The organism is Microcoleus sp. N9_B4, from assembly GCF_036701635.1.
In the GTDB taxonomy this organism is placed as follows: domain Bacteria; phylum Cyanobacteriota; class Cyanobacteriia; order Cyanobacteriales; family Microcoleaceae; genus Microcoleus.
Map to the genome: position 1 here is coordinate 24699 of NZ_JAUBRC010000032.1, position 22444 is coordinate 47142.

Annotated in this window: 18 protein-coding genes; 9 read left to right on the plus strand and 9 right to left on the minus strand. The window is 45.8% G+C overall.

From position 1 onward, the window contains the following. The first annotated feature begins 92 nt into the window (after positions 1–92). Positions 93–260, plus strand: coding sequence for a hypothetical protein (locus QUA43_RS20515; RefSeq protein WP_333376133.1), 168 nt, complete (start codon positions 93–95; stop codon positions 258–260). 381 nt (positions 261–641) lie between these two features. Here QUA43_RS20515 and QUA43_RS20520 read toward each other — a convergent pair whose 3' ends face one another. Continuing rightward, complete coding sequence (locus tag QUA43_RS20520) at positions 642–2393, minus strand: hypothetical protein (RefSeq protein WP_333376134.1); 1752 nt, start codon at positions 2391–2393, stop codon at positions 642–644. Between the two features lie 374 nt (positions 2394–2767). On the opposite strand from QUA43_RS20520, the gene QUA43_RS20525 reads away from it, so the two are divergent. Continuing rightward, positions 2768–2995 (plus strand): hypothetical protein, encoded by a 228-nt coding sequence (locus QUA43_RS20525; protein WP_333376135.1) that lies wholly within the window; start codon positions 2768–2770, stop codon positions 2993–2995. A gap of 50 nt (positions 2996–3045) precedes the next feature. Continuing rightward, entirely contained in the window at positions 3046–3258 is a 213-nt protein-coding gene (locus QUA43_RS20530; protein ID WP_333376136.1) for a hypothetical protein, read from the plus strand. Positions 3259–4318: 1060 nt separating this feature from the next. On the opposite strand, the gene QUA43_RS20535 is transcribed toward QUA43_RS20530, so the two are convergent. The 4 genes from QUA43_RS20535 to QUA43_RS20550 all read right to left on the minus strand — a co-directional run bounded on the left by QUA43_RS20535 (position 4319) and on the right by QUA43_RS20550 (position 7347). Then, positions 4319–4720, minus strand: a complete 402-nt coding sequence (locus QUA43_RS20535) for an MgtC/SapB family protein (RefSeq protein WP_333376137.1) — start codon at positions 4718–4720, stop codon at positions 4319–4321. Between the two features lie 103 nt (positions 4721–4823). Next, on the minus strand, positions 4824–5480 hold the full coding sequence (locus tag QUA43_RS20540; RefSeq protein ID WP_333376138.1) for a hypothetical protein: 657 nt from the start codon (positions 5478–5480) through the stop codon (positions 4824–4826). A gap of 343 nt (positions 5481–5823) precedes the next feature. Beyond that, on the minus strand, positions 5824–6789 hold the full coding sequence (locus tag QUA43_RS20545; protein ID WP_333376139.1) for a BadF/BadG/BcrA/BcrD ATPase family protein: 966 nt from the start codon (positions 6787–6789) through the stop codon (positions 5824–5826). A gap of 201 nt (positions 6790–6990) precedes the next feature. Further along, complete coding sequence (locus QUA43_RS20550) at positions 6991–7347, minus strand: zinc ribbon domain-containing protein (RefSeq protein WP_333376140.1); 357 nt, start codon at positions 7345–7347, stop codon at positions 6991–6993. Positions 7348–7562: 215 nt separating this feature from the next. Here QUA43_RS20550 and QUA43_RS20555 point away from each other — a divergent pair, with 215 nt between their 5' ends. Further along, positions 7563–7889, plus strand: a complete 327-nt coding sequence (locus QUA43_RS20555; RefSeq protein WP_015177222.1) for a phasin family protein — start codon at positions 7563–7565, stop codon at positions 7887–7889. Between the two features lie 279 nt (positions 7890–8168). Next, complete coding sequence (locus QUA43_RS20560; protein ID WP_333376141.1) at positions 8169–8756, plus strand: FKBP-type peptidyl-prolyl cis-trans isomerase; 588 nt, start codon at positions 8169–8171, stop codon at positions 8754–8756. Between the two features lie 91 nt (positions 8757–8847). On the opposite strand, the gene QUA43_RS20565 is transcribed toward QUA43_RS20560, so the two are convergent. The 3 genes from QUA43_RS20565 to QUA43_RS20575 all read right to left on the minus strand — a co-directional run bounded on the left by QUA43_RS20565 (position 8848) and on the right by QUA43_RS20575 (position 17495). Further along, entirely contained in the window at positions 8848–11463 is a 2616-nt protein-coding gene (locus tag QUA43_RS20565; protein WP_333376142.1) for a replicative DNA helicase, read from the minus strand. A gap of 234 nt (positions 11464–11697) precedes the next feature. Continuing rightward, positions 11698–12156 carry a 50S ribosomal protein L9 gene (gene rplI, locus QUA43_RS20570; RefSeq protein ID WP_333376143.1) on the minus strand — a complete coding sequence of 153 codons (459 nt, stop codon included), beginning with the start codon at positions 12154–12156 and terminating at the stop codon, positions 11698–11700. 236 nt (positions 12157–12392) lie between these two features. Continuing rightward, complete coding sequence (locus QUA43_RS20575) at positions 12393–17495, minus strand: PAS domain-containing protein (RefSeq protein ID WP_333376144.1); 5103 nt, start codon at positions 17493–17495, stop codon at positions 12393–12395. A gap of 759 nt (positions 17496–18254) precedes the next feature. Between QUA43_RS20575 and QUA43_RS20580 the strand changes: the two genes are divergently transcribed. Continuing rightward, positions 18255–19094: a glycosyltransferase gene (locus QUA43_RS20580; RefSeq protein ID WP_333376145.1), complete on the plus strand. Its 840-nt coding sequence runs from the start codon at positions 18255–18257 to the stop codon at positions 19092–19094. Positions 19095–19187: 93 nt separating this feature from the next. On the opposite strand, the gene gloB is transcribed toward QUA43_RS20580, so the two are convergent. After that, complete coding sequence (gloB, locus tag QUA43_RS20585; RefSeq protein ID WP_333376146.1) at positions 19188–19961, minus strand: hydroxyacylglutathione hydrolase; 774 nt, start codon at positions 19959–19961, stop codon at positions 19188–19190. Positions 19962–20185: 224 nt separating this feature from the next. Here gloB and QUA43_RS20590 point away from each other — a divergent pair, with 224 nt between their 5' ends. The 3 genes from QUA43_RS20590 (at position 20186) to QUA43_RS20600 (ending at position 22429) form a co-directional block, all read left to right on the plus strand. After that, positions 20186–20389 carry a hypothetical protein gene (locus QUA43_RS20590; protein ID WP_333376147.1) on the plus strand — a complete coding sequence of 68 codons (204 nt, stop codon included), beginning with the start codon at positions 20186–20188 and terminating at the stop codon, positions 20387–20389. Positions 20390–20589: 200 nt separating this feature from the next. After that, entirely contained in the window at positions 20590–21588 is a 999-nt protein-coding gene (gene galE / locus QUA43_RS20595; protein ID WP_333376148.1) for a UDP-glucose 4-epimerase GalE, read from the plus strand. Then, the gene (locus tag QUA43_RS20600; RefSeq protein WP_333376149.1) at positions 21554–22429 is read left to right on the plus strand and encodes a hypothetical protein; all 876 of its coding nucleotides are present in this window, start codon (positions 21554–21556) and stop codon (positions 22427–22429) included. Before galE ends, QUA43_RS20600 begins: the two co-directional genes overlap by 35 nt. Positions 22430–22444 lie beyond the last annotated feature (15 nt).

Sequence of the window (22444 nt, forward strand, 5' to 3'; positions counted from 1 at the left end):
CATCCGCACTCAACAGCAATGATTTGCATCCTGTATGCTGGCAATCGCTGCGCTAAATTAGCTACAGCCAACCTCCACCTTTAAAGAAAGCTATGGGATATTTGATTGGTGCGATCGTCCTCGGAATGTTTATTTGGGCTGGATTCGATATCGTGCATACCATCCGCAACTGGGAACTGAATCGCTCCGAAATCAACCAAAAAATTCAAGCTGAAATGGTCAAAGAGACATATTGCTGTCAATTTGGTGATTTTGAATAAGCACAGAAAGTATAAAATATCGTTCTGACGCACCGTTTATTGGCTGGTGCGTCAGCGTTATGGTGTGTCAGAATAGAGATTTTCAAGAAGTATGAAAAGTCGAATTCTGACTCACCATTTATATCATGTCCGGTAAATTAGTTACAATTTGTCATTACGAGCGGAACGCACTCCGTGAAGCGAAGCAATCGCCACCATCTGAGATTGCGACACGAGCACGAACAATGACAATTGATTAGCCGAACATGATATTATCGAGCGGTGCATGAGCTTGGAGATTGTTAGTTTTTGGCGCAAATAATGTGAATTGACGCACCCTACTTATTCGAGTATTTAATGAATGGAAAATGCAATTTAAAATTTTCCATTCATTTCTTATTTTTACGCCTTAGCCTCAACCCAAACCGTCATCCCCTCAACCCTCAAACCTTTGCCGCGAGTGCCGCAATATTGACCGTTAGTAGTAACAGGAGTATCACCTACATTCTGGATGTGAGCCGTATAAAATACGTCGTATTTATCAGCTACCGGCCCAGTCAGTCGCGCGGCAAATCCCTCAATGCGCTTGGCTTTGCCCCGGAAACCGGCTAGCTCCCCTTCCGAGATCCAAGCAGTATCGCCAACTCCTTCAACGTGAGCCATGTACTGCAAATTTAAACCGGCAACGGGAGGCTCTATTTTAATTTGAAATCCTTCGACGCGGCGGCCTTGAGCTTTAGTACCCGCGTATTCTCGATCGCTAAAAGTTCGATCGCCAATTCCTTGAATATGCGCCAACACTTTTAAACCCACAGGCGCCACAACTTGGGAACTAGCAGACTGCGCGATCCAAACTTTGATGCCCTCTATTCTCAAAGCTTTGCCACGAGTGCCACAATATTCGCCGTTGGAGGACACGTCGGTGTCGCCGATATTTTGAATGTGAGCGCTATAAAATACGTCGTACTTATCAGCTTGCGGCCCGCTCAACCGCACCGCAAATCCTTCAATTCGTTTCGCTTGACCCCGAAAACCTGCCAATTCTCCTTCGCTAAGCCAAGGAGTATCGCCAACACCTTCGACGTGAGCCATGTACTCGACATTTAAGCCGGGAATTGGCGGATCGATATTAATTTGAAATCCTTCGACGCGCCGCCCTTGACCCTTAGAACCCGCGTATTCTTGAGAACCGAAAGTTCGATCGCCAATTCCCTGAATGTGCACCAAAACTTTGATTCCCAAACCGCCCTCTACTGCCACCGCTGGTTGAAGGTTCCGGGGTGCCCCAAAAACAATGTTCCCGGAACCTGCTGTCTGAAGAGACTGAGGTACTTCCACGCTGGGAACAATAATTACCTCGTGCATGGGGGCAGAAGGTGCGGGGGATTCCAAAATCTGGATCTGTGGCGCAACTGTAACTTGTTTCGGTGCCACATTTCCTGACGGGATGACAATCACTTCTGGCAAAGGTTCGGCGCTGATTTTTTGTTCTGGCGCTGCTTTAAATGCGGGTTCGACTTTGGCAGGTGCTGCTTTTACCATCTCAGCAATGGTTAATTTGCCTCTGGAAATGGCTACGGCTATTTGTTTGCCAAAAGCGGCGCTGACTGTTTCTTCGAGAATTACCCACTGTTCATCATCTAATTTGTCTTGCTGTTCCACCAGGGCGAGCACTGCTGAAACTGGGTGTTTGCCGCTGACTAAGGATTCTGCGTCGGAATGCAGTTGAGTTGGGGTTGATTCGGAAATCGCGCGCTGCAGTTCGCGGGCTTTGGCATGAACTGATTGTAAGGGCGCGAAGTCGCTTTGTTCGCGGTGGGCGATCGCCAATACTCGATCGATCACTTTCAATGCTGCATCGCGAATTTCTGCTTTACCTTCAGAAGCTGCGGCAGTCTCGACTAAGTTTTTAATGTCTTTGAGGGAAGCAATTTCCCCCGGTGCGATCGCGGATTTGTTGAGTTCGAGAGCTTGTTTTTGGACTGCAGCAAAGTTGCGACTGTAGGTGGCTACTTCCTGCAGCAAGCTGTCGGAGGGAGGAAGGCCGGACTCTTGCAGTTGTTTTGCTGCTTGGGATAGGCGATCGGCCAAATTAGCATAAGTTTCCGATAGTCGGGCTATTTGTTGTAGCAAATCTTTATGAGCTAGTTCCATATGTCTTGCCGTAAATATTTAACTTGCTGATTATAGACGTTGAGCGTCTTCTGAAGGTAGAAGGCAGTAGTCATTAGTCATTAGTCCCAGGGAAAAAGAAAAATGCTCCCCCTCTCCGACTCCTCCACTCGGACACTCTCCGACTCCCCCACCCAGACACCCGGACACTCTCCGACTCCCCACTCTCCGACTCCTCCTCTGGTATCCCCCGCGTGATCGCCGTCACAACAGTGCAAATACTTAGTCACACTCTGCGACTCCGGCTATCACGAGTGGCCCGTAACAATGTCACACCTATCGAGCAATAGCCGTCACTGCTGATTCTGTGAATACAGTTGATACTGAGGCTTGAACCAATAAAATCCCGAAGTGTTATGGTACTAATTCGCGATCTCGCCCAGCAAGCTCTAGCTCTAGGCTATCTAACCATTGAAGCCGAAAATCAACTGCGGCGGATGTTAACTACCAAGTATGACTTGGAAGACTTAAATGCTTTTATGGCTTTGCAACTAGCAGCTATGTCCGGAAAAGTGAAACAAGAGTCTCGCGAGCTGAAAAAATTTGAAATCTTTGGCGAGACGGCTTCCGAAACTTCCTGTTAGTAATTAGTTGGCGTTTGATTAGTTAAAATTTAGTAAGGGACATTTCTACTGTGCAGATTCGTGAAGTTGTAAAACAAGCTATTGCCGCTGGATATCTGAGTTTGGAAGCGGAAAATGAAATGCAGAAGATTTTTTCGTCAGCCAAGTGTGATTTGGAAGATTTGAATGCTTTTATGAGCTTGCAGTTAGCTGCGATGGCTGGCCGCGTGAGGCAAGAGTCTTTGGAATTGATAAAAATGCCAAGTTTTGCGGATAGAAATTAATTTTTTTATTCAGCACTCGGACGAGATAAATATTAAGTTTTCTACTTACTCAAGACTGGTAAAATATAATTTTTTTGCTGATTTATATACTAATTAATTTAAAAAATATTGGTATTGTGGTTCACTGGGTGTTGAGCAAATCAACTAAAATTGAAATAAATATTAAAATTAATATGTAAGTGGATAGTGATGACTCCACTCGTCAAAGGTCAGGCTTGGATGACCAGACCTGTCAAGGTGTAGTCAAAGTGTTTGCTTCGTAACAGTTGAGCATTATGCTTGAAATGTTATGTATTTATGTATTGTTAATACTCTATCAAATGGAGAAGATTTATCGCTCGCCCCAAGCAGAGATTTCAAGCGTTTTAGCCACTTTGTAGGCGTTGCATAATTGCGGGGTGATTTTGATTGTTTTTTTGTGGGATGGGATCTCGTAGCCCGAAGGCGTGTATTTTCACACAAGGCGGAACACCCCACAATATATTAGTGTCAACTTAAGCTTTTAGTCCGCCAGTCCTCCCGCTCACCCGGCACTCTTTGCCAGGGAATGAATTCCACGGGGCTTATAGCTAAAGTCCTCTCAAAGAGGACTGAAGAACTCATTAGTCCTCATAGCGAGGACTTTCGCTTTGAGGGAGGCTCTTGTTTCAATCCCTGCCGGAATAAGGTTTAACGTTAAGTTGACACCAATGCCTACAATAATCATCCTCAAATTGTGTAACGACCCTTTTTCACCATCTGGACAGGTATGGCTGGGATGAGGGCAAACAATTGATGATCAATGATTAACTGGACTTGGTAAGCTAATCCGCATTTAAATTGCATAGTAAAATAAATTTTTCCTCTTGTGGGGAGTAGGGGTTGGGCGTCCTGCCCGCCCTCAACATACAAATTAAATGCACAACAGCTTATGAAACAGCTAATATTATTTATCCTCGATCGACCGCCATAAACTTAGTTGGTAGTGAGAACTTTAACCCTCATAAAACTCGCTCGTGCTTCCGTCGTCACTACAAACGTTATAACGGTTATAATACCAGAGTTTATATCATAACTGAGACTATTTCCTACGACTCCGACGCTCTAACTCTTTAATTACTCTCAGAATAAACAGCGACATGAAAGCGCCAATTAAGGCCAGTTGCCACAACCCGCATCCTGCCGCAGTTCCTAAAGCTGCTGATACCCAAATAGCGGCGGCAGAGGTAAGCCCGTGAACTTCAGGTTTGCCTCTTTCCTGTTGAGATTCCCGCAGGATTTCTCCGGCTCCCAAAAACCCAATCCCGGCAGCAATGCCTTGAATTACACGCTCTACAGCATCTCGTCCGTTTTCATTTTTACCCATTGCCAGCGGTATTAAAACAAACAGTGCAGAACCCATACTAACTAGCATATGAGTTCTCAATCCCGCTGGTTTGTGCCGGAGTTGGCGCTCCCATCCAATAATTCCGCCAACAAACATGGCTAGGCTCAACCTTAATAGTATGCCTAGCCAATTATCGGGAGACCACAAGTTAGCGATCGACAATGTTTTACTGCCAATAATTAATCGGAAGATTCCAATATTAGCGGAGTACGATGTCCGATCGCAATCTCACTGCCAAATCTTGTTCCGGGCGAATCACGAGCACGTCAACGCTGCGCCGCCCCAACAATACTCCAGCTAAAGCGCCGATCCCAACGCCTCCCAATACTTCTTCAGTCGCGATCGCTTTGTCGCCGGTAATGCCTGCGAGTGCTGCTGCTGCTGCTGCACCCAAGGCGGCACCTTGCGCTACTGAACCTGTGCCAGCACCTTTTTGGACTCTTTCGGTTCGGGTAATAATTCCCGAATAGCCATCAATCCGATAGCGTTGGCGGCGGCTGATAATTAACTCTCTGGCAACAAATTGAGTACCGATTTGATTGCCTCTTCTGACAGGTTGCAGTGCCCCGACTATCTGGCTGCCTCCGGGGATTAACACTCTGCCTTGAGGTGTGCGGATGTCTTGCGCTACTGTTAAAGTTAAAGGTGCAGTTTCTTCGCGGGTGACAACTATTTTGTCTTTTTCATAGCTAACTGGAATTACACTGCCCGATGGAATTCGGATGCTATCAAATTGGGAAATTCGTTGTTGGGCTTCTGCGGGAGTAGCTACCACCAGCGGCGCGCTGGTTCCAACTGTAATGCCCAGTGCGAGGATTGCTGCTGTTGCTGAACGCCATTTTTGAGAAGTAATCATATAAATTGTCTCCTTGCTTCGGTTTTTGTTTACTTAGGAACGCACTACTGCTAAATTTGTTTCTTGTTTCGCATTCATCTGATGTTTTGATTATGGCAGGCTGGAATTCTACCAGTTGGGAAGATAAGGTTGATAATCCAGAAGTTGAAAATTTGGAAAAATCGAGAAAATCCCCAATACAGGGGCGATCGGGAAGATAAGGAAGATAGTCAACAGTCAGCAGCCAGTCGATTTTAGATTTTAGATTTTAGATTTTAGATTTTAGAATTGACTCGACAGATGAATCGGGAAGCTGGAAAGTAGGTGTAAAATATTTCGCTGGTCAACCGTCAACAGTCAACAATTAATTGTTGAGAGCGTTTAAGGCTAGCAATCCAGCACCGAAAGCTGGTTCGTATCGGGGCGAAATTACCTTAGCTTTTGGGGCGATCGCACTTATGGCCGCTTCAAACCGACCTCGGCAATTTGCCTCTCCACCCCACACACCTCCTACGATCACAATTTCAAATTCTTCTGTGTGGTTAAATAGCGCTGAAATGGCTATTTTTGTTGAATAGGTTAATTCTGCCACAGCATTATTGATAATGCAGTCAGCGACGCGATCGCCCTCTGCTGCGGCTCGATCGACAATCGGCGCTAAAGCAGCAATTTCTTTGACTCCCCAACCGCGCCCGTAAACGACTTCTACCAATTCTTCTAGGTTATTGAGGCCTAAATGCGTTTGAAATTTTTCCGCAAGGACGGTAAAATCTTCGCGTCCGTCATAGAACTTCAAAGCAGCTTGCAAACCCTGAAGGGCGATGTTATATCCGCTGCCTTCATCGCCTAAAATATATCCCCAACCGCCGACTCGTTTAGTTTTCCCTTGACGGTTTTGCCCGAAAACAATCGAACCGGTTCCTGAAATAACGGCGATACCCACTGGATGCCCTGTACCGCCAGCAAGTGCGATCGCGCAGTCGCTGCAAATTACTATATTCCTGGGCAGGAACGATCGGGTTACTGGTAAAGTATTCGTCAACTGCAAGTTCTGCACTACAAATTGCACTATTTCACGATCTTTGGGACGCCCGACTCCTGCTAGTCCCAGACCAATTGCTTCTATGTTGAGATTGCTATTCGTCTCGATTTTAGCGGACAGAACTGCTCGTTCGATCGCCAATTGAATGGATTGTTTGGCTGTCTCAATTCCCAGGGTTTGATAATTTGACGGCCCTGCTTCACCCCGTCCTAAAACCAGGTGGTTGTCGTCCATTAAAAGGCAGATAGTTTTAGTGCCGCCGCCGTCGATGCCCAATACGTAGCTCATGAATAATTTAGAGAATAATAGAGCAACCCAGATTAACAGAGATATCTCTATTCTACGCTTTGTACAATCAGATTAAACTGAGATGTTGCACCATTGTCAATAAGGCTTTTATGAACAGGCAAGATGCCTGTTCCACAAGAAAATTAATCTCCTGTGGAACAGGCATCTTGCCTGTTCTTCAGAATGGTGCAAGATGTGAGATTAAATCGACAGAGCAATGCTAATAATAATTAAACCTAATAATGCTAACCAAACCAGATGGCGCTGACACCAATTTTTGATTGATTGCAGCCAGCCGCCGCTGATGTAACGGCTCATCTGTGGTACAAGCGGCTCAGTTTGATTGTGATAAAGTGTGCATTCTTTGGCAAAGGGACGCTGCGGGTAGTTGCAAGTGTCGTCTGCGTGATAAATACAGGTAGTGCACAGAAATTCTTCGGGTTTTGATCTATAAAGAGGGATACCCGGATGACCGAAAGCTTTGAGGGGGATTTTGCAGTGTGCACAGGCGAGCGCTTGGGCGTCTACAGGTTGGTGACAGCGGGGGCAATCAGGCATAGACAGCGGGGTTATGGGGTAATGTGGTCGGTAGGCTCATTAGCGGGTTTTCCGAACGCCGATTAGCGCGATCGGCTCGCCATCAGGCGGCTGGATGCTCCAAAATAGAAAGGTAGGTGTGCGCTGATGTAACTTTAAGTTTACAGATGGTTTCGCAGCGACAGCAGGCGACCTGAGCCGATCGGGTATGAAAGGGCAAACATTAGGAAAAATCTATGGATAACAATAGCAACTTACTCAAACAACTGGTAATGCTGGGCATTGGTACTACCTCTCTGGTGGCAGAGAAATTGCAGGAAGTGAGCGAGCAATGGGTCAAAGATGGCAAAATCAATCCTGATCAAGCCAAAACCTTTGTCGATGACATGACGGAGCACCTCAAGTCTGAACAGGGCAATTGGGAGACGCAGTTGCAGCGGCAACTACGGAATATGCTGCAAGATATGGGAGTCCCCCGACAGTCCGAAATGGATGAGTTGCGCGGAAGGCTCGATCGTTTGGAACGTCAGATGCGGGATTTAGAAAACCGTAACTGGCGCTGAGTTCGATCCTCTTCTGCAAGCTTCGCTAACGCCCGCGAGGAGTTCGCTGCTATCTTGTGATAAGATTGTCACCCGAAGGCAGAAGGCTAAAAAAGGCACTTATGTAGAAGCCATTTATGTAGAATTACAAACATTTTGACTTCATACTTTTGCCTTTAAAATTATCTGATACCTGCCCTTTTTTGGTGGAAAAGTTCAGATAACATTTGGTAGTTCTTGTTGTACTAGATGTCTTAGATATCTGAGATATCGCGGTTAAAAGTATTAGGAGGATTAATTTTGCGAGGAGTTCTAGTCAGCTTGGGAGTAATGCTGGTTTGCTTTGTGTTTTTGATAGTCGCTCAAATGGGCGGTTCTGGGTCCCAAGCAGTTGCAGCCGAATTGAACAATCTTTTACCAGAGACTGCTATTGAGAAGTTGTCAGGGCAGTCTTTGAATGAAAATAGCTTGCTAGTAGCTGATGCTACTTTACCAGAGGTACCAGCTACTATCGCTGGCAATAACATGACTGATAATACTGAGAAAACTGTCACCACCGATTCCGGTCTAAAATATGTTGAATTGAAAGAGGGTAATGGGGCGACTCCCAAAACCGGGCAGAAGGTTGTGGTGCACTACACTGGAACTTTGGAGGATGGCACGAAGTTTGACAGTTCGCGCGATCGCAATTCTCCTTTTGAGTTCAAAATTGGCGTGGGTCAAGTAATTAAGGGTTGGGATGAAGGTGTCGGTACGATGAAAGTTGGAGACCGCCGCAAGTTGATTATTCCCCCTGACCTCGGTTACGGTGCTCGCGGTGCGGGCGGGGTGATTCCTCCTAATGCTACGCTGATTTTTGATGTGGAATTGTTGAAAATCGCTGGTTAGTTAGGTCAATCTAATTCAACGTAAAACTTTTAGGGTGTTTAGAAACCCGGTTTTTTTAAGAAACCGGGTTTTTGTGTATGTTCTGGTTGATTTACGATCGCTTTGGAGATGCCAGATTGCGGAAGGAGGTAAATTGGGCGTCAAATAATAGTTTGATGATTCCTGTGGGGCCGTTTCTGTGTTTGGTAATAATTACTTCGGCAATTCCGCGATCGGGGGAATCAGGGTTATAGTATTCATCGCGGTAGAGCATAATTACTAAATCCGCGTCTTGCTCGATACTATTATGAGCGTACAATCCTTGTGTAGCGAAGTTTTCAACTTTCTCTACAGTTAAATCGTAAACCATTTCTTCGCCGATGAAATCTATTTTTTTTATTTTATCCCAATAGATATCGCTAGCAGCAATTTTCAGCATTTCTTCAGATTCTAGAAGAGTAGCTAACTGCATAGCTCGTTCTCTACTGATATCACATTGATAGGAGCTGTCGCCACAAGAGCGCACGCCCAAACTTGCTTGAATTTGTTTAGTTGTTAAACCCAAACGTTCTCTGGCCATATTAACTTGGGTTCGCCAAACTTGGTTGGGAATTAAATCTCGGTTGGTACTAGCCCCTACAGATTTTTCTAGATATATTTTGACGGCGGCTAAACTTTCTTGTTTATAATTGCCAACAGCACCAATCCGATATACAAATTTTTCTAGCTCTTGCTTCCCACCTACCCATACTTGATGTTGAGTTCGCCCTTTATTTCCTTGAGAAATGGATTTAAAAGAGGCATTAATATTCAATTTTAATAATAACGATCGAACTCCCCGCGCTAGTTTTTCGCTACTAGATCCATAATAAACACTGGGATAGTGGGAATTGTCTTTACTCGTGCGGATACAACCATCAGTTGCCCATAGGTGTCGAAGGAAAAGAGCGATCGATTCTTGCGGTTGGGTAAATACTAAACTGGGAATAAATTTTTCATGAGAACGTAAACCAAATATTTCTAATTGTTCGAGCCATTTAGTAATCGGATTTTTAATATTGGGAGCGAGACGATAACTAGCGGAGAGATAAACTTGATACCAATCGCGTTCGCGTTTAATGCGGGGATTAATTTTATCACCAAATACTTCTCTAGCCAAATGTGCAACTAATTCAGCTAAATCTAATTCTCGCGTCGTGTACTGAATGGTATGTCTGGGTAAAGTACAACCATCACCAATTAAATGTCCTAGTAAAGCTAATTCAGCATTACCCATCGTCTGCACTTCAGTACAAGGAATTGAGCGAGGTGTAGCAATTCGATCGCCTATTTTTAATTCATCTAACCGCTTCCAACCATCTGATGTAAAGAACTTATGATTGCCTGTTGCTGTAATCGAATTTCCCAAGCAAGTCGTCATCTCCCAGACTGGCTTGACTCCAGTACAAAAAGCATTAGTCACCATCGCTTTTTCCTGTTTCAGGGTATCTGAATTTAATCCCCAAACAGCAAAGCCAGATTTGCCTACTAAATCACGAATCGGGACTTCTAATCCACTATCCGCCAGGGTAACTAAACTATCGCCACCGAGACAGCCACTTTCGCGTAAATCAGACATCATCGGCCGCTTGTTTGTCCTCGCTTCCACACCCCGACTCAACTGAGATAAGGCAATAATCGGCACGTTGAGTTCGCGGGCTAAACCTTTAAGACTTCTGGTAATTCTAGATAGTTCTTGCACGCGGTTGTCGCTGGTACCTTCCATTAATTGCAGGTAATCTAGCAAGACTAATCCTAGGGTTCCGCCTTGTTCTGCTTGGAGGCGGCGGACTTTCGATCGTATTTCTGTGACGGTAATATTGGGAGTATCATCAATAAATAGTGGTAGTTCTGATAAATTGCCAATGGCTGTACTGATTGGTTCCCATTCGTTTTGACTGATTCTACCCGATCGCAATCGGTTACTTTCTATTTTGGCTTCGCTGGACAGGATACGCTGCACTAGCTGTTCTTTCGACATTTCTAAGCTGAAAACGGCAACCGGCAATTTCTGCTGTCCGGCGGCGATGTGGTGGGCGATATTGGTACAAAAGGCCGTTTTGCCCATAGCCGGCCTAGCCGCAACGATGATTAAATCCGATCGCTGAAAGCCTCCTGTCATAGCATCTAAGTCATAGAAACCGCAGGGAATACCGGGAAGTGTCAGGCCTTCATTGCGATTTTCTAGGTCTTGAAATGTTTGGTTTAGTGTTTCGCCGATCGATACTAAATCCTGTTGCGGACGTTCTTGAGTTATGCTAAAAATTTCTTGTTCGGCGCGGTCTAAGACTGTTTCTAGCGGTGTTGCCGTCTCGTAACCTAATTGTACTATGTTGTTGCCAGCTTCGATTAATTTCCGGCGCTGATATTTGTCTTCAACTAAAACTGCATATTGGTCGATGTTGACTGCGGAAACTGTGCGATCGACTAATTGTGCTAATTTAGTTAGTCCTCCTACTTGCTCTAACTGGTTGCGGTCGGTTAGCGAAGTTGTTACCGTCATTAAATCGGTAGGTTGACCCTGTAAAAATAGCCCTAATGCCGATCGATAAATGACTTGATGAGCGGTGATGGCAAAAAACTCCGGTCGCAGCAGTTCGGCAATTCGGGAAATAGCTTCGGGGTCAATTAAAATCCCGCCCAAAATTGCTTCTTCTGCCTCTATATTTGTCGGCATCAAATCGCTCATTAGTCAATAGTCCTCAGTCATTAGTCCGTAGTCATTAGTTATTAGTTGCCAGTGATTAGTCGTCAGTTTTGAATCCTTAATTAACAGTCCTCAGTCCTTAGTTAGCGGTACGCAGTCCTTAGTTAACGGTACTCAGTTCTTAGCTAATGACTAATGACTAATGACTAATGACTAATGACTAATGACTAATGACTAATGACTAATGACTAATGACTAATGACTGATGACTGTTAATTACATCGGAACAACTTGAATATCAACTTCAGCGGTAACTTCTGCGTGTAGTTTGATTTCAGCTTTGTATGTACCAGTTTGGCGAATTTCGGGCAGAGTGATGCCACGCCGATCGACTTCTTGACTGGTAGAGTTGAAAATCAGTTCTGCTACTTCTTGGTTGGTGACAGTACCAAAAATCGAGTCTGCTTCACCAACTTGCTTGGAGATGATGAAAGGCCCAGCCGATTCGAGGGCGGTTTTGCGGACTTCAGCTTGCTGTTTGAGCTCTAGCTGGCGCAGTCTTTCTTCTTCACGGCGGCGCTCTGCTTGCTTGAGAATGCCCGGAGTGGCTCGAAATCCCAGGCCTTGAGGTACTAGATAGTTGCGGGCGTAACCGGGGGCTACTTCTACTACGTCGCCAACTTTGCCGAGTTTGCTGACATCTTTGTTTAAAACTAATTGGACGCGCTTGGCCATGATCGTTGATTGTGGGGTTTTAACTGCAACTTTCTATAATAGCGAATTTTGAGGGGCGATCGCAAGGGAGAAGGAAGTTCGGCAACGGATTTTGTAACGGATGTAACGGATGTAACGGATGGATGTTGAGATTCGAGGTTCGAGATTCGAGGTTCGAGGGAAGAAATATGGATAATATTTTTAACGGGCAAATTCAGTTGGAAATTCGCCAAACGGGGAGGTACTGCTCTTGAAGCTTATCTACCAAAGCGTCGCGAGCGATCGCTCTCAAGGATCGCTCGCGCTACAGTAGCAACTAACTGGGTCGAATTGATCGGCTTGGCTAAGTGTTGGTCAAATCCGGCTTGTAAAACTTGACGCTGGTTCGCTTCTCCAGCATAGGCCGTTAAGGCGATCGCCAACAACTGCCGATACTCAGGCGCAAGCTGAGTGCGGATGCGCTCGATCAACATATACCCATCCATATGCGGCATTCCAATGTCGCTGACGAGCAAATCCGGTGCAGTTTGTTCGATCGACTGTAGCGCCTCAGCAGCAGACGACAGGGAAATCACCTCTGCACCCGCTTCCTCAAGCACGAAAGCGACAAAATCTCGCGAGTCTAGTTCATCATCTACCACCAAAATTCTCAATCCAGCTAGCGGCAAGGATGAGAAATCGGGACAAGCAGACCAATTGAGGGCTTCCTCCTCCTGCCTTCTAGAATCATCATTTAATAGCGGTAATCTCACCGTAAACGTCGCTCCTTGACCTTCTCCGGCGCTTTCTGCAAACACCGTTCCGCCGTGAAGTTCGATCAGTTGGCGGACGATCGCCAATCCCAGTCCCAAGCCGCCAAATTTGCGCGTTGTAGCGCCATCTTCTTGCCGGAAATGGTCAAAAACATAAGGCAAGAAATCGGGAAGAATACCTTTACCAGTGTCCGTGACTTGAATTTGAGCTTGGCGTTCGATTTGCGCTAATCGAACTTCAACCCTACCGCCTTCGGGCGTGAATTTCACCGCGTTTGATAACAAATTCCACACAATTTGTTGCAAGCGACTTGTATCGCCGACAACTTGCCCGACATCGGGATTTAAAATTGTTTGAATTTGAATTTTTTTAGCTTCGGCTGCTAAGTGTACGGTTTCCACAGCAGATGGAATAATGGTTGCCAGATTCACCGGAGCAACATTCAATCTGAGTTTTCCTTGCAGAATCCGAGACACGTCAAGCAAGTCTTCGATTAATTGAGATTGCAGTCTGGCATTGCGCTCGATCGTCTCAAAAGCCTTGCCACTTTGAGTCGCGCTCAGCTTGCCAGCGACGAGCAGTTGCGACCAGCCTAAAATCGGATTCAGGGGCGATCGCAACTCATGAGAAAGCACCGCCAGAAACTCGTCTTTAATGCGGTTAGCTCGCTCGGCTTCCGCGCGGGCAGTTTGTTCTAATTGCAGAACCATATCGCGCTCGGTTTCGACTTGTTTGCGCTCTGTAATGTCGATAACAGAGCCGATATAACCCTCAAATTGTCCCCTTTCGGAAAATCTGGGAGCAGCCGCATCGATCGCCCAAGAATATCCGCCATCCTTGCGCCCCACGCGAAATTCTACGCGGTAAGGTTCCTGGCGTTCGTTGGCGGTCAAAAATGCTTTTTTGACCTGTTCTCGGTCTTCTGGATGTGCCGCGTTTACCCAACCGAATCCCAAACCTGTTTCCTCAGTTTGACCTGTGAATTCATACCAGGTTTCGCTCAAGAAAGTGCAATAGCCTGTGGAGTTTGTTACCCACACCATAAATGGAGCGTTATTAGCCATATTGCGAAATCGTTCTTCGCTTTCTTGCAGCGCTGCTTCTGCTTGTTTGCGATCTGTGATATCGCGACAGACAATCACTCCGCCTTTGATTTCGCTGCTAGTATCAACTACTGGATAACCGCTGATACTGATCCAGCGACCTTCGGAATCTTCGCGGCGGACAAATACCTCTACATCATTGACATATTCACCTTTGATGGCTCTGGCTAGAGGTAGTTCAGCGGCGGGGAAAAGGGTTTTTTTATCTGCCAAAAATAGTCCGTAGGTGCTCGACCATTCCTCACAAGATTTTTCATTCGATAGCTGACCGAATATTCCTACGGCGGCTTGGTTAAACAACACTAACTCCCCTTGTTGGTTAGCCAAAATTAAACCATCGCCAATGCTGTCAATGATGACTTGTAGTAACTTAGTTTGTTCTTGCAGGGCGACTTCCGAGCGTTTGCGATTTGTGATGTCGCTGGAGATGCCAATCAAGCCGATGACTTCTCCCGCCTGATTGCGATATGGAGCTTTCATTACCAAAAATGTCCGAATGCCATCGTGAGATTCTTCGAGGACTTCTGTTTGTCCAGACTCCATAATGCGCCGATCGTTTTCCGTGACTGTGACTGCAAGTTCTGTTACTGGGTATAAATCGATATCGCGACCACCAATTACTTCAGAAGCAGATTTGCCCATTATTTCCAGCGTGGCTGGATTGGCATAAATAATCCGTCCTTCTCGATCTTTGACAAAAATTGGCGTGGGTGCTGACTCGTTAATTACGTTCAAAATCGCATTTTTTTGCCGCAGTTCTTCTTCCGTGCGTTGGCGATCGCTAATATCGCTCCAATAAGCCGTAAGTCCTTCTGCTGCAGGATAGGCGCTCACTTCTATATACATTTGGAGCGACGGCGAGAACTCTTCAAACTTGACAGAAACTTGTTCGGAAACAACTCGATGAAATTCTTGATATACTCTCGAATTCGATTCTCCCTCGGCGGGGAATAGCTCCCAGATCGATCGACCTAACAAGTCGTTTCTCGATCGAGAAAGCAGTTTTTCTGCGGTGGCATTAACGTAGGTATAGCGCCATTGTGAATCGAGCGCCATAAAGGCATCGGTAATACTTTCTAAAATATTGCTAACTTGCTGGGAGGCCGCTTGCAGCGCGATTTCAGCGTTTTTGCGCTCGGTGATTACTTCGGAAAAAATTATGATCCCGCCAATCTCATTGGTGTTGGTTCGCCAAGGGTGAATTTCCCAGCGCACCCAGTCGATCGAGCCATCAGGGCGGGGAAACTGATCTTCTTGGCCGATTTCGACTGCTCCCGCCAGACAGCGCTGGTGGACTTGTTTCCAACGATCGGGCAAATTGGGAAAGATGTCGTAGTGCGATCGGCCCACAATGTTTTGAGTGCCGAGCCCGTAACTTGCCAGCCAGCGGTCACTCACCAGCATATACCGCATCTGGCGGTCAAACATCGCCACCCCCGCAGGCGAATGTTTGACGAACAGCCGCAGTTGCTCTTCCTGTTGTCGCAGCAGATTTTCCGATTGTTTGCGATCGCTGATTTCTTTGAAAAGTAAGGCGACTTTTCGGCTCTGCGGCTCAGGAGTGCGGAACGCCGAAACCTCAAACCAGCGGTTCATGACTTCCGAGCCATGCTCGAAGCGCAAGGGTTCCCCCGTCAGCGCGACTTTGCCGTACATCTCAAACCAATAATCTTCGAGTTCAGGAAGCATCTGTCGCGCTGTTTTACCCACAGCTTGTACGAGTCCGGTTTGTTTCTCGAAGGCCGGATTGACTTCCAAAAAGCGGTAATCGATCGGCTTTTCGTTGGCGTCAAACAGCATTTCGATGACGCAAAAGCCTTCGTCTAGGCACTCAAACAAAGTGCGATAGCGTTCCTCAGAGTGGCGCAAAGCAGCAAGAGCTTGTTTGCGCTCGCTAATATCCATAAAGGCCGCCACACAGCCACGAACTGCGCCCTGTTCGTCAAATAAAGGCACCGCATTCACCAACCAATCAAAGGCCGCCCCGTCCGATCGCACCATTTGAATTTCTACATCTCGCACTTCGACGCCGTTCGCCACGGCCAGTTGCATGGGCAGTTGTTCTCCCGGAATTTCTTCTCCGTTGCGGAATCGTCTAAACGGAAGGGCTGCGGCTTGCTCTCCGGTTCCAGAAACATTGGTATCGGGCGGCACTATCAACATCGACTGGGCAAATCGGTTAGCGCGAATTACTTTACACTGTGGGTCGTCTGCGATCGTAATACCGACGGGTACAGCATCAAGTATCGATTCCAGTTCATTCACTCGTCGCTCTAGTTCTTGGTTGAGCCGTTCAATTTCTTTTTTGGTAGCTTTGCGCTCTGTAATTTCATGCACCGTCACATTCACGCCCAACACGCGATCGTCCTCGGCGCTCAGTGGATAGACACTCAACAGCCAATCCTGTTCGACTCCCGGCTGTGCTGAGTTCGTTCTGCAAACTTCGAGCTGTTGAAGTGGAACTTTAGTTTCAATAACTTGTCTGTAAAGCGGCTCTAAATCATCTGCCATTTCTGGCAAGATTTCGCGCAATGTTTTGCCGATATGGGCAGCGGCTGGAACTCCGTTAATTTCTGCTAGCCAATCGTTGAGGCGGACAAACCGCAACTCTGTATCAAGGAAGCAAAGTCCGATCGGCGCGCTAGCGTAAATCGCCTCGATTTCTGCTAGTTGTTGCTGCACAGTTTGCGCTTGTTTAATAAAAGCAGCCCGAGCCGCCTTCTGCTCGGTGACATCTTGAAAATAAACGGCAAGTCCCGATGGGATGGGATAAGCTCGTACCGCATACCAAGCATTGAGCGGCGGATAAAAAGATTCAAAACTAACTGTAACTTGGAAGGTGGCAGCGTGGCGATATTCCTGCTCAAACAAACTGCCCACTGATTCGGGAAACTCTTCCCAAATGCTGTTGCCAATTACCTCTTCGGGGAGTCGATTTAGCCACCGCGCCGCTTGCAAATTGACGTAGGTAAATCGCCAGTCTCGATCCAAAGCAAAGAACCCGTCCGAAATACTTTCGAGGGTGTCTGACAGTTGGGGCGCGGGCGCGTTACAGACTGGTTCGGGCTGAGGCTTACCGTGGGTGAAGGTTGTTACTACCGCATAGGGAGTCGATCGATCTCCCTGAAATAAAGGTTGAGAATTAAGCGTCAACCAAATCAATTCTCCCTGTGGCAGATCAAAGCCCATGATGACATTTGAGCATGGTTGCCCGGTTTGCAGCGCCACCATCGCCGGATGCTTCTCGCCAGGAAAATCCGAGCCATCTTCACGCAGAGTCTTCCACCGACTGTTGATTGAAGTGGATAAGAGCATCTGTTCTGCTGTCATCCCCAACAGATCCTGGGCGTGAGAATTGCACCCCTGAATCCTGCCATCTGCCAATTGCAGAACCATCCCTACATCAGTTGGTAAAGGCGCGACTGGGTAGAACGCTTTGTTAGAATCCGTTGAAACAGAGGGGTCGATATTTGGTTCGGGTTCAGTATTGCCTGGGTTTTGCATCGGTTTCTAACAACGCTCATTTTAATTTTAGCAAAGCAAATCGCGCTCAATAATAGGGAAATAACCAGAGGAACTTTTGACTTGAGCAGGGTGACACTTCAAACCTAAGATGGATGTCGATCGTTGTGCGGTAATATCGATATCTAGACAATTTATTTTATCGTAGAGTCCCACGTCTTAACCATTTGCGGGATTCAGCACAGGCGACGGGGAATTTTCTGGCTGTTTTAAATACCAGGTTAGTCCGTCTCATTATTTTTCGCGTTGCTGCATATTACCAATGGCTGTTGCTCGTTTTCGGGCGCGAACAGATGGCACTTGCACACAGGTAAATAAGGAATGAGAATTAAATAACTTACAATGCGTGATGGTTCATTGTGGGATGGGCCAGAAAGCCCGCCCTTTCTGGGCGGGCTTTCTGGCCCAACCCCTACTCCCCACTTTCCTTGTGTAAATTATTTAATTCGCGATCCTAAGTAGATGAAGCTTGAAAATACATAACCCCTCTCTCGCAGCGAGTGAAACGAAGTAATCGATATTGTTACGCCCGCCTTATATTCTGTTACATTATAAACTTTATTCGCACCTACCTACTTAGAAACCCCGTTTCTGTGTGTAAATCTAACCGGAAATTTAGGCAATATTTTATTCGTCTCAACGGTAAATGGGCGATCGCATTTACCTCAATACAGGGTCGCCTACTTCCTCCAGTCCCAACGTTTGTGTCACGTTTGCCGTTCATCTCACAAACTTAATCCTATGCACATATTCACAGCAGCCGATCGCACCTATATTCTGGGGTTAGCAGCACTTCTCAAGTCTGTAGATCTCAATGTTAGCCAATCTGGGGAGCAGCCTGTAAAAATTAGTATTGTATCTACCAGGATATATTCACGGCAAAAGGAACAGTTACAGAATTGCTGCAAATACCAGATTGAATGGCAAGAATTGCAATCTAATTACGACCAACTTCTTTCGGTATCAGGTTCTAAACTTCCTTACGTTAAATTGGAGCCGCGAAAATATACTAAAGAAACAGAAAGGCTGATTTGGCTCGACAGCGATACGATCGTTCTGGGCAGCTTAAAGCCGCTGTGGAACCTAGATTTTCAAACTCTGCCGATAGCAGCCGCAGCCAACACCTGGGGAAATCCCAACAATTATCAAGATCGAAACCCTTATTTCAATAGTGGTGTTTTAGTTTACAACATGAAGCTTTGGGAGGAAGAGCAACTGTCGGAAAAGTTGCTCCAAAATGCTAGAACCCACGTTTGGGGCGATCGCGATCAAGGTGCATTAAATTCAGTTTTAGTGGGAAGGTGGAAGCAATTAGACCAAATATGGAACAACCACAAGACTGATGATATGTCAAGTAAAGTGATGCACTTTATGTCAAGACCGAAACCGTGGGAAAGCTCCGCCCCCAATCAATTATGGCTTGATATGTTGTCTCAGACACCGTTTAAGGACGAACTGGAAAAAATTCCAAATAAGTTTAAGGGGCTGTCGAGCTTTCACATAAAATACAAAAGACTTGACAGGTGGTTGAGCGAACCGATACTCAAGTTTAAGAGTTACCTGAAACAACAAAAACGTTAAAGTCAATCGATTTTAGATTTTAGATTTTAGATTTTAGATTGAAGCATTGACCCCACGGATGAATCCGGGGGCTTGTATCCTGGATGCTTTCGGTCAAAATTGGTCTTTCATGCCGCGCAATCGAGCGAAGGTTTGCACGGGATCGGATGTGTTGGCGGCTGATTGGATGTTTGGAAAATCCCAGCGCAAAAATGGGTTTGTGCTTTTTTCGAGACCGATCGATGATGGTATTGTAGGTTGCGATCGACTGCGCGCTTCCTTGACTTCGGCGAAGCGGCGCTGTAAATCGGGATTGTCGCCATCCACACTCAAGGCAAATTGCAGGTTGTTCAGCGTGTATTCGTGGGCGCACCAGACTCTCGTACTATCGGGCAACTTTCGCAGTTGCCCCAGAGAGGCTAACATTTGGGCGGGAGTGCCTTCTTTGAGTCTGCCGCAGCCTCCGGCAAATAAGGTGTCGCCGCAGAACAATTCGCCGATTTCGCTGGGGTTGCTGGGGGGGAAATAGTAGGCGATGTGAGCTTTTGTGTGGCCGGGTAGGAAGAAGACTTCGGCGGTTCTGCCCGCAAATTCAACTCGATCGCCCGCTTGTAAAAACACTTGCTGTCCGGGTATTCTGCCTCGGTCTTCTGCGCCACCGTAAACTTTAATTTGGGGAAAGCGATCGATCAGTTCCTGATTGCCGCCTATGTGGTCGCGGTGGTGGTGGGTAATGAAAATTGCGGTTAATTCGGCTCCGAGTGCTTGCAGTTGCTCTAATACTGGCTGCGATCGCGCTGGATCGACGACGGCTGCGGTGTGGCGATCGGGGTCGTGCAGCAAGAAAATGTAATTGTCGGACAGTACCGGAAGCCGATAAACCTGCATAGAAAAGTGCCTCTCTCGGAAAAATATTATATAATTAAGTTAGTCTGAACGCTATCCGAAGGCTGATTGCAGATTTATTAAGTCCGCGTATCTATCTTGGGAAGTAAAACTCTGATACGTTATTTCTGCTGTTGAGCAAATTGATTTGCGATCGGGTACGCACCATTTTTGGATCAATAACTGCAATCCTCTTTAACTATTTTGGCATAAAAGCGATCGAATAAATGCGAACATCTCACAACAAATCGAACTTAACAATTGCTCAAAAAGTCGATCGGATTGTAGCGTCTGGCAATATCACTCGCAGGGAACACTTAGTTTTGACTTCGGCTATCCTGTCAGATGATAAAATTTCAGAAGAGGATCGACATCAGATTAATCGGATATTTGATTATATCCAAATTGGTCGCCTCAAGTTTATCGATTGAACAGAAAAACTTACACAGTCAGCATCTATCTGGACTGTAAAAAGCGTTTTTTACGAGTGCGATCGTCCCGTCCCGCACAGCAAAGACTATATATTTCGCTTTAATTCTCCGGCTCACCCGGAGTGTGAAAGCGTCAGATGTGGAAGTCTCAAATTAACAAGGCTCTTGGCAATCCCAGCTACAAAAACAGGCAGAATAAAATGAGTGCAGAAAAACAAACTATTTTGGTGACGGGCGGAGCTGGATATATTGGCTCTCACGCGGTATTAGCGCTGAAAAACGCCGGTTACGGTGTGGTGATTTTGGATAATTTAGTTTACGGTCACAGAGATTTAGTAGATCAGGCTTTGCAGGTGGAGTTAGTAGTTGGCGACACGAACGATCGCACTCTTCTAGACAACTTGTTTGCTACGCACAAGATTGATGCTGTAATGCACTTTTCTGCATACGCTTACGTGGGCGAATCTGTTACCGACCCCGCTAAATATTACCGCAACAATGTCATCGGCACTATTACGCTTTTGGAAGCAATGATCGCTGCTGGGGTGAAGAAATTTGTGTTTTCTTCTACTTGCGCGACTTACGGTGTACCGCACAAAATTCCGCTCACAGAAGACCACCCACAAAATCCGATCAATCCCTACGGTGCTACTAAGTTAATGGTAGAAAGGATTTTGTCTGATTTTGACGCTGCGTATGATTTCAAGTCTGTTTGTTTCCGCTATTTTAATGCGGCTGGGGCTGACCCTAACGGGTTGTTAGGAGAGGATCACAATCCAGAAACTCACCTAATCCCGCTGGTGTTGTTCGCTGCTTTGGGTAAACGAGATTCGATCGCGATTTTTGGCACGGATTACGATACTCCTGACGGTACTTGCATTCGGGATTACATTCACGTTAACGATTTGGCATCTGCTCACATTTTGGGATTAGAATATTTGCTAAATGGTGGCAAATCTGATTTCTTTAATTTGGGCAACGGCGGCGGGTTTTCGGTGAAAGAGGTGATAGAAACGGCTCGCCAAGTGACGGGAAAAGAGATTAAGGCTGTTGAGTGCGATCGGCGTCCGGGCGACCCTCCTGCTTTAGTTGGTAGCAGCAAAAAGGCGATCGAAACCTTGGGTTGGTCTCCTGAATATCCAGACATCAAGGATATTATCTCTCATGCTTGGCAGTGGCATCAAAAGCGTCACAGTTAGCATAAACTCAAATAAAAAAAGTGCAAAAATTGAGTCAAAAATAATGTTAAACAGTCACAAAGATTTTTGTTTTTGCACCTTAGCTTTTCGGAAAAAGTATCGCGAATTAGCCAAACAACTAGCATCAGACTTAGAAACTCATTCTCTAGGGACGATGCTAGTTGTTTGTACTGACTACCCAAATGACTTTCAGAATTTGACGAATGTTTTCGCCTTTAAAAAAAGTCGCGAAGGTGTAGATTATTGTTATAATGATAAACGATTTGCATTAAAAAAAGCCTTAGAATTATGCCGAGTGACAATCTTTGTGGATGCAGATACAAGAATCATAGGAAAAGTGCCGGAGAGAGAATGGATGTCAGGAATTACTTGTAAAGGGTTTATTCCCATTCTAGAACATCCACCAAATCAATCATTGCCGGGGAGAAAAGAGGCAATTCATAAATTAGCCAAAAAGCTAGAAATACCATTGAATAATGTAAGTTTTGTTCCAGAAAACTTGTTCGTAATTGCGAGAGACAATGGGAAAGAAATTCAGTTTATTCAAGAATGGGGAAAGATTGGAAGATTTTTTGAAGTGCAAAAAGTCAAAACAAAAGACGGTAATCCCATTGGGTTAGCAACTGCTAAAGTTGGGTGGAATATTCGTAATGACGGGTGGCAGGAACTCGCTCAAATTATGGAGCATTCTTTGGCTCATTGGGACTGGGAAAAAAATCAAGTAAGAACCTTTTGGGATAAAATTTGGGATAAATTGCAGTTTGAGCATTGGCAATATCTCTATCGGTTATTAAAAACACAGTTAATTGCCTTATTAAATTTCAATTTTTACTATCGTTAGAAAAAAAAGATAGAG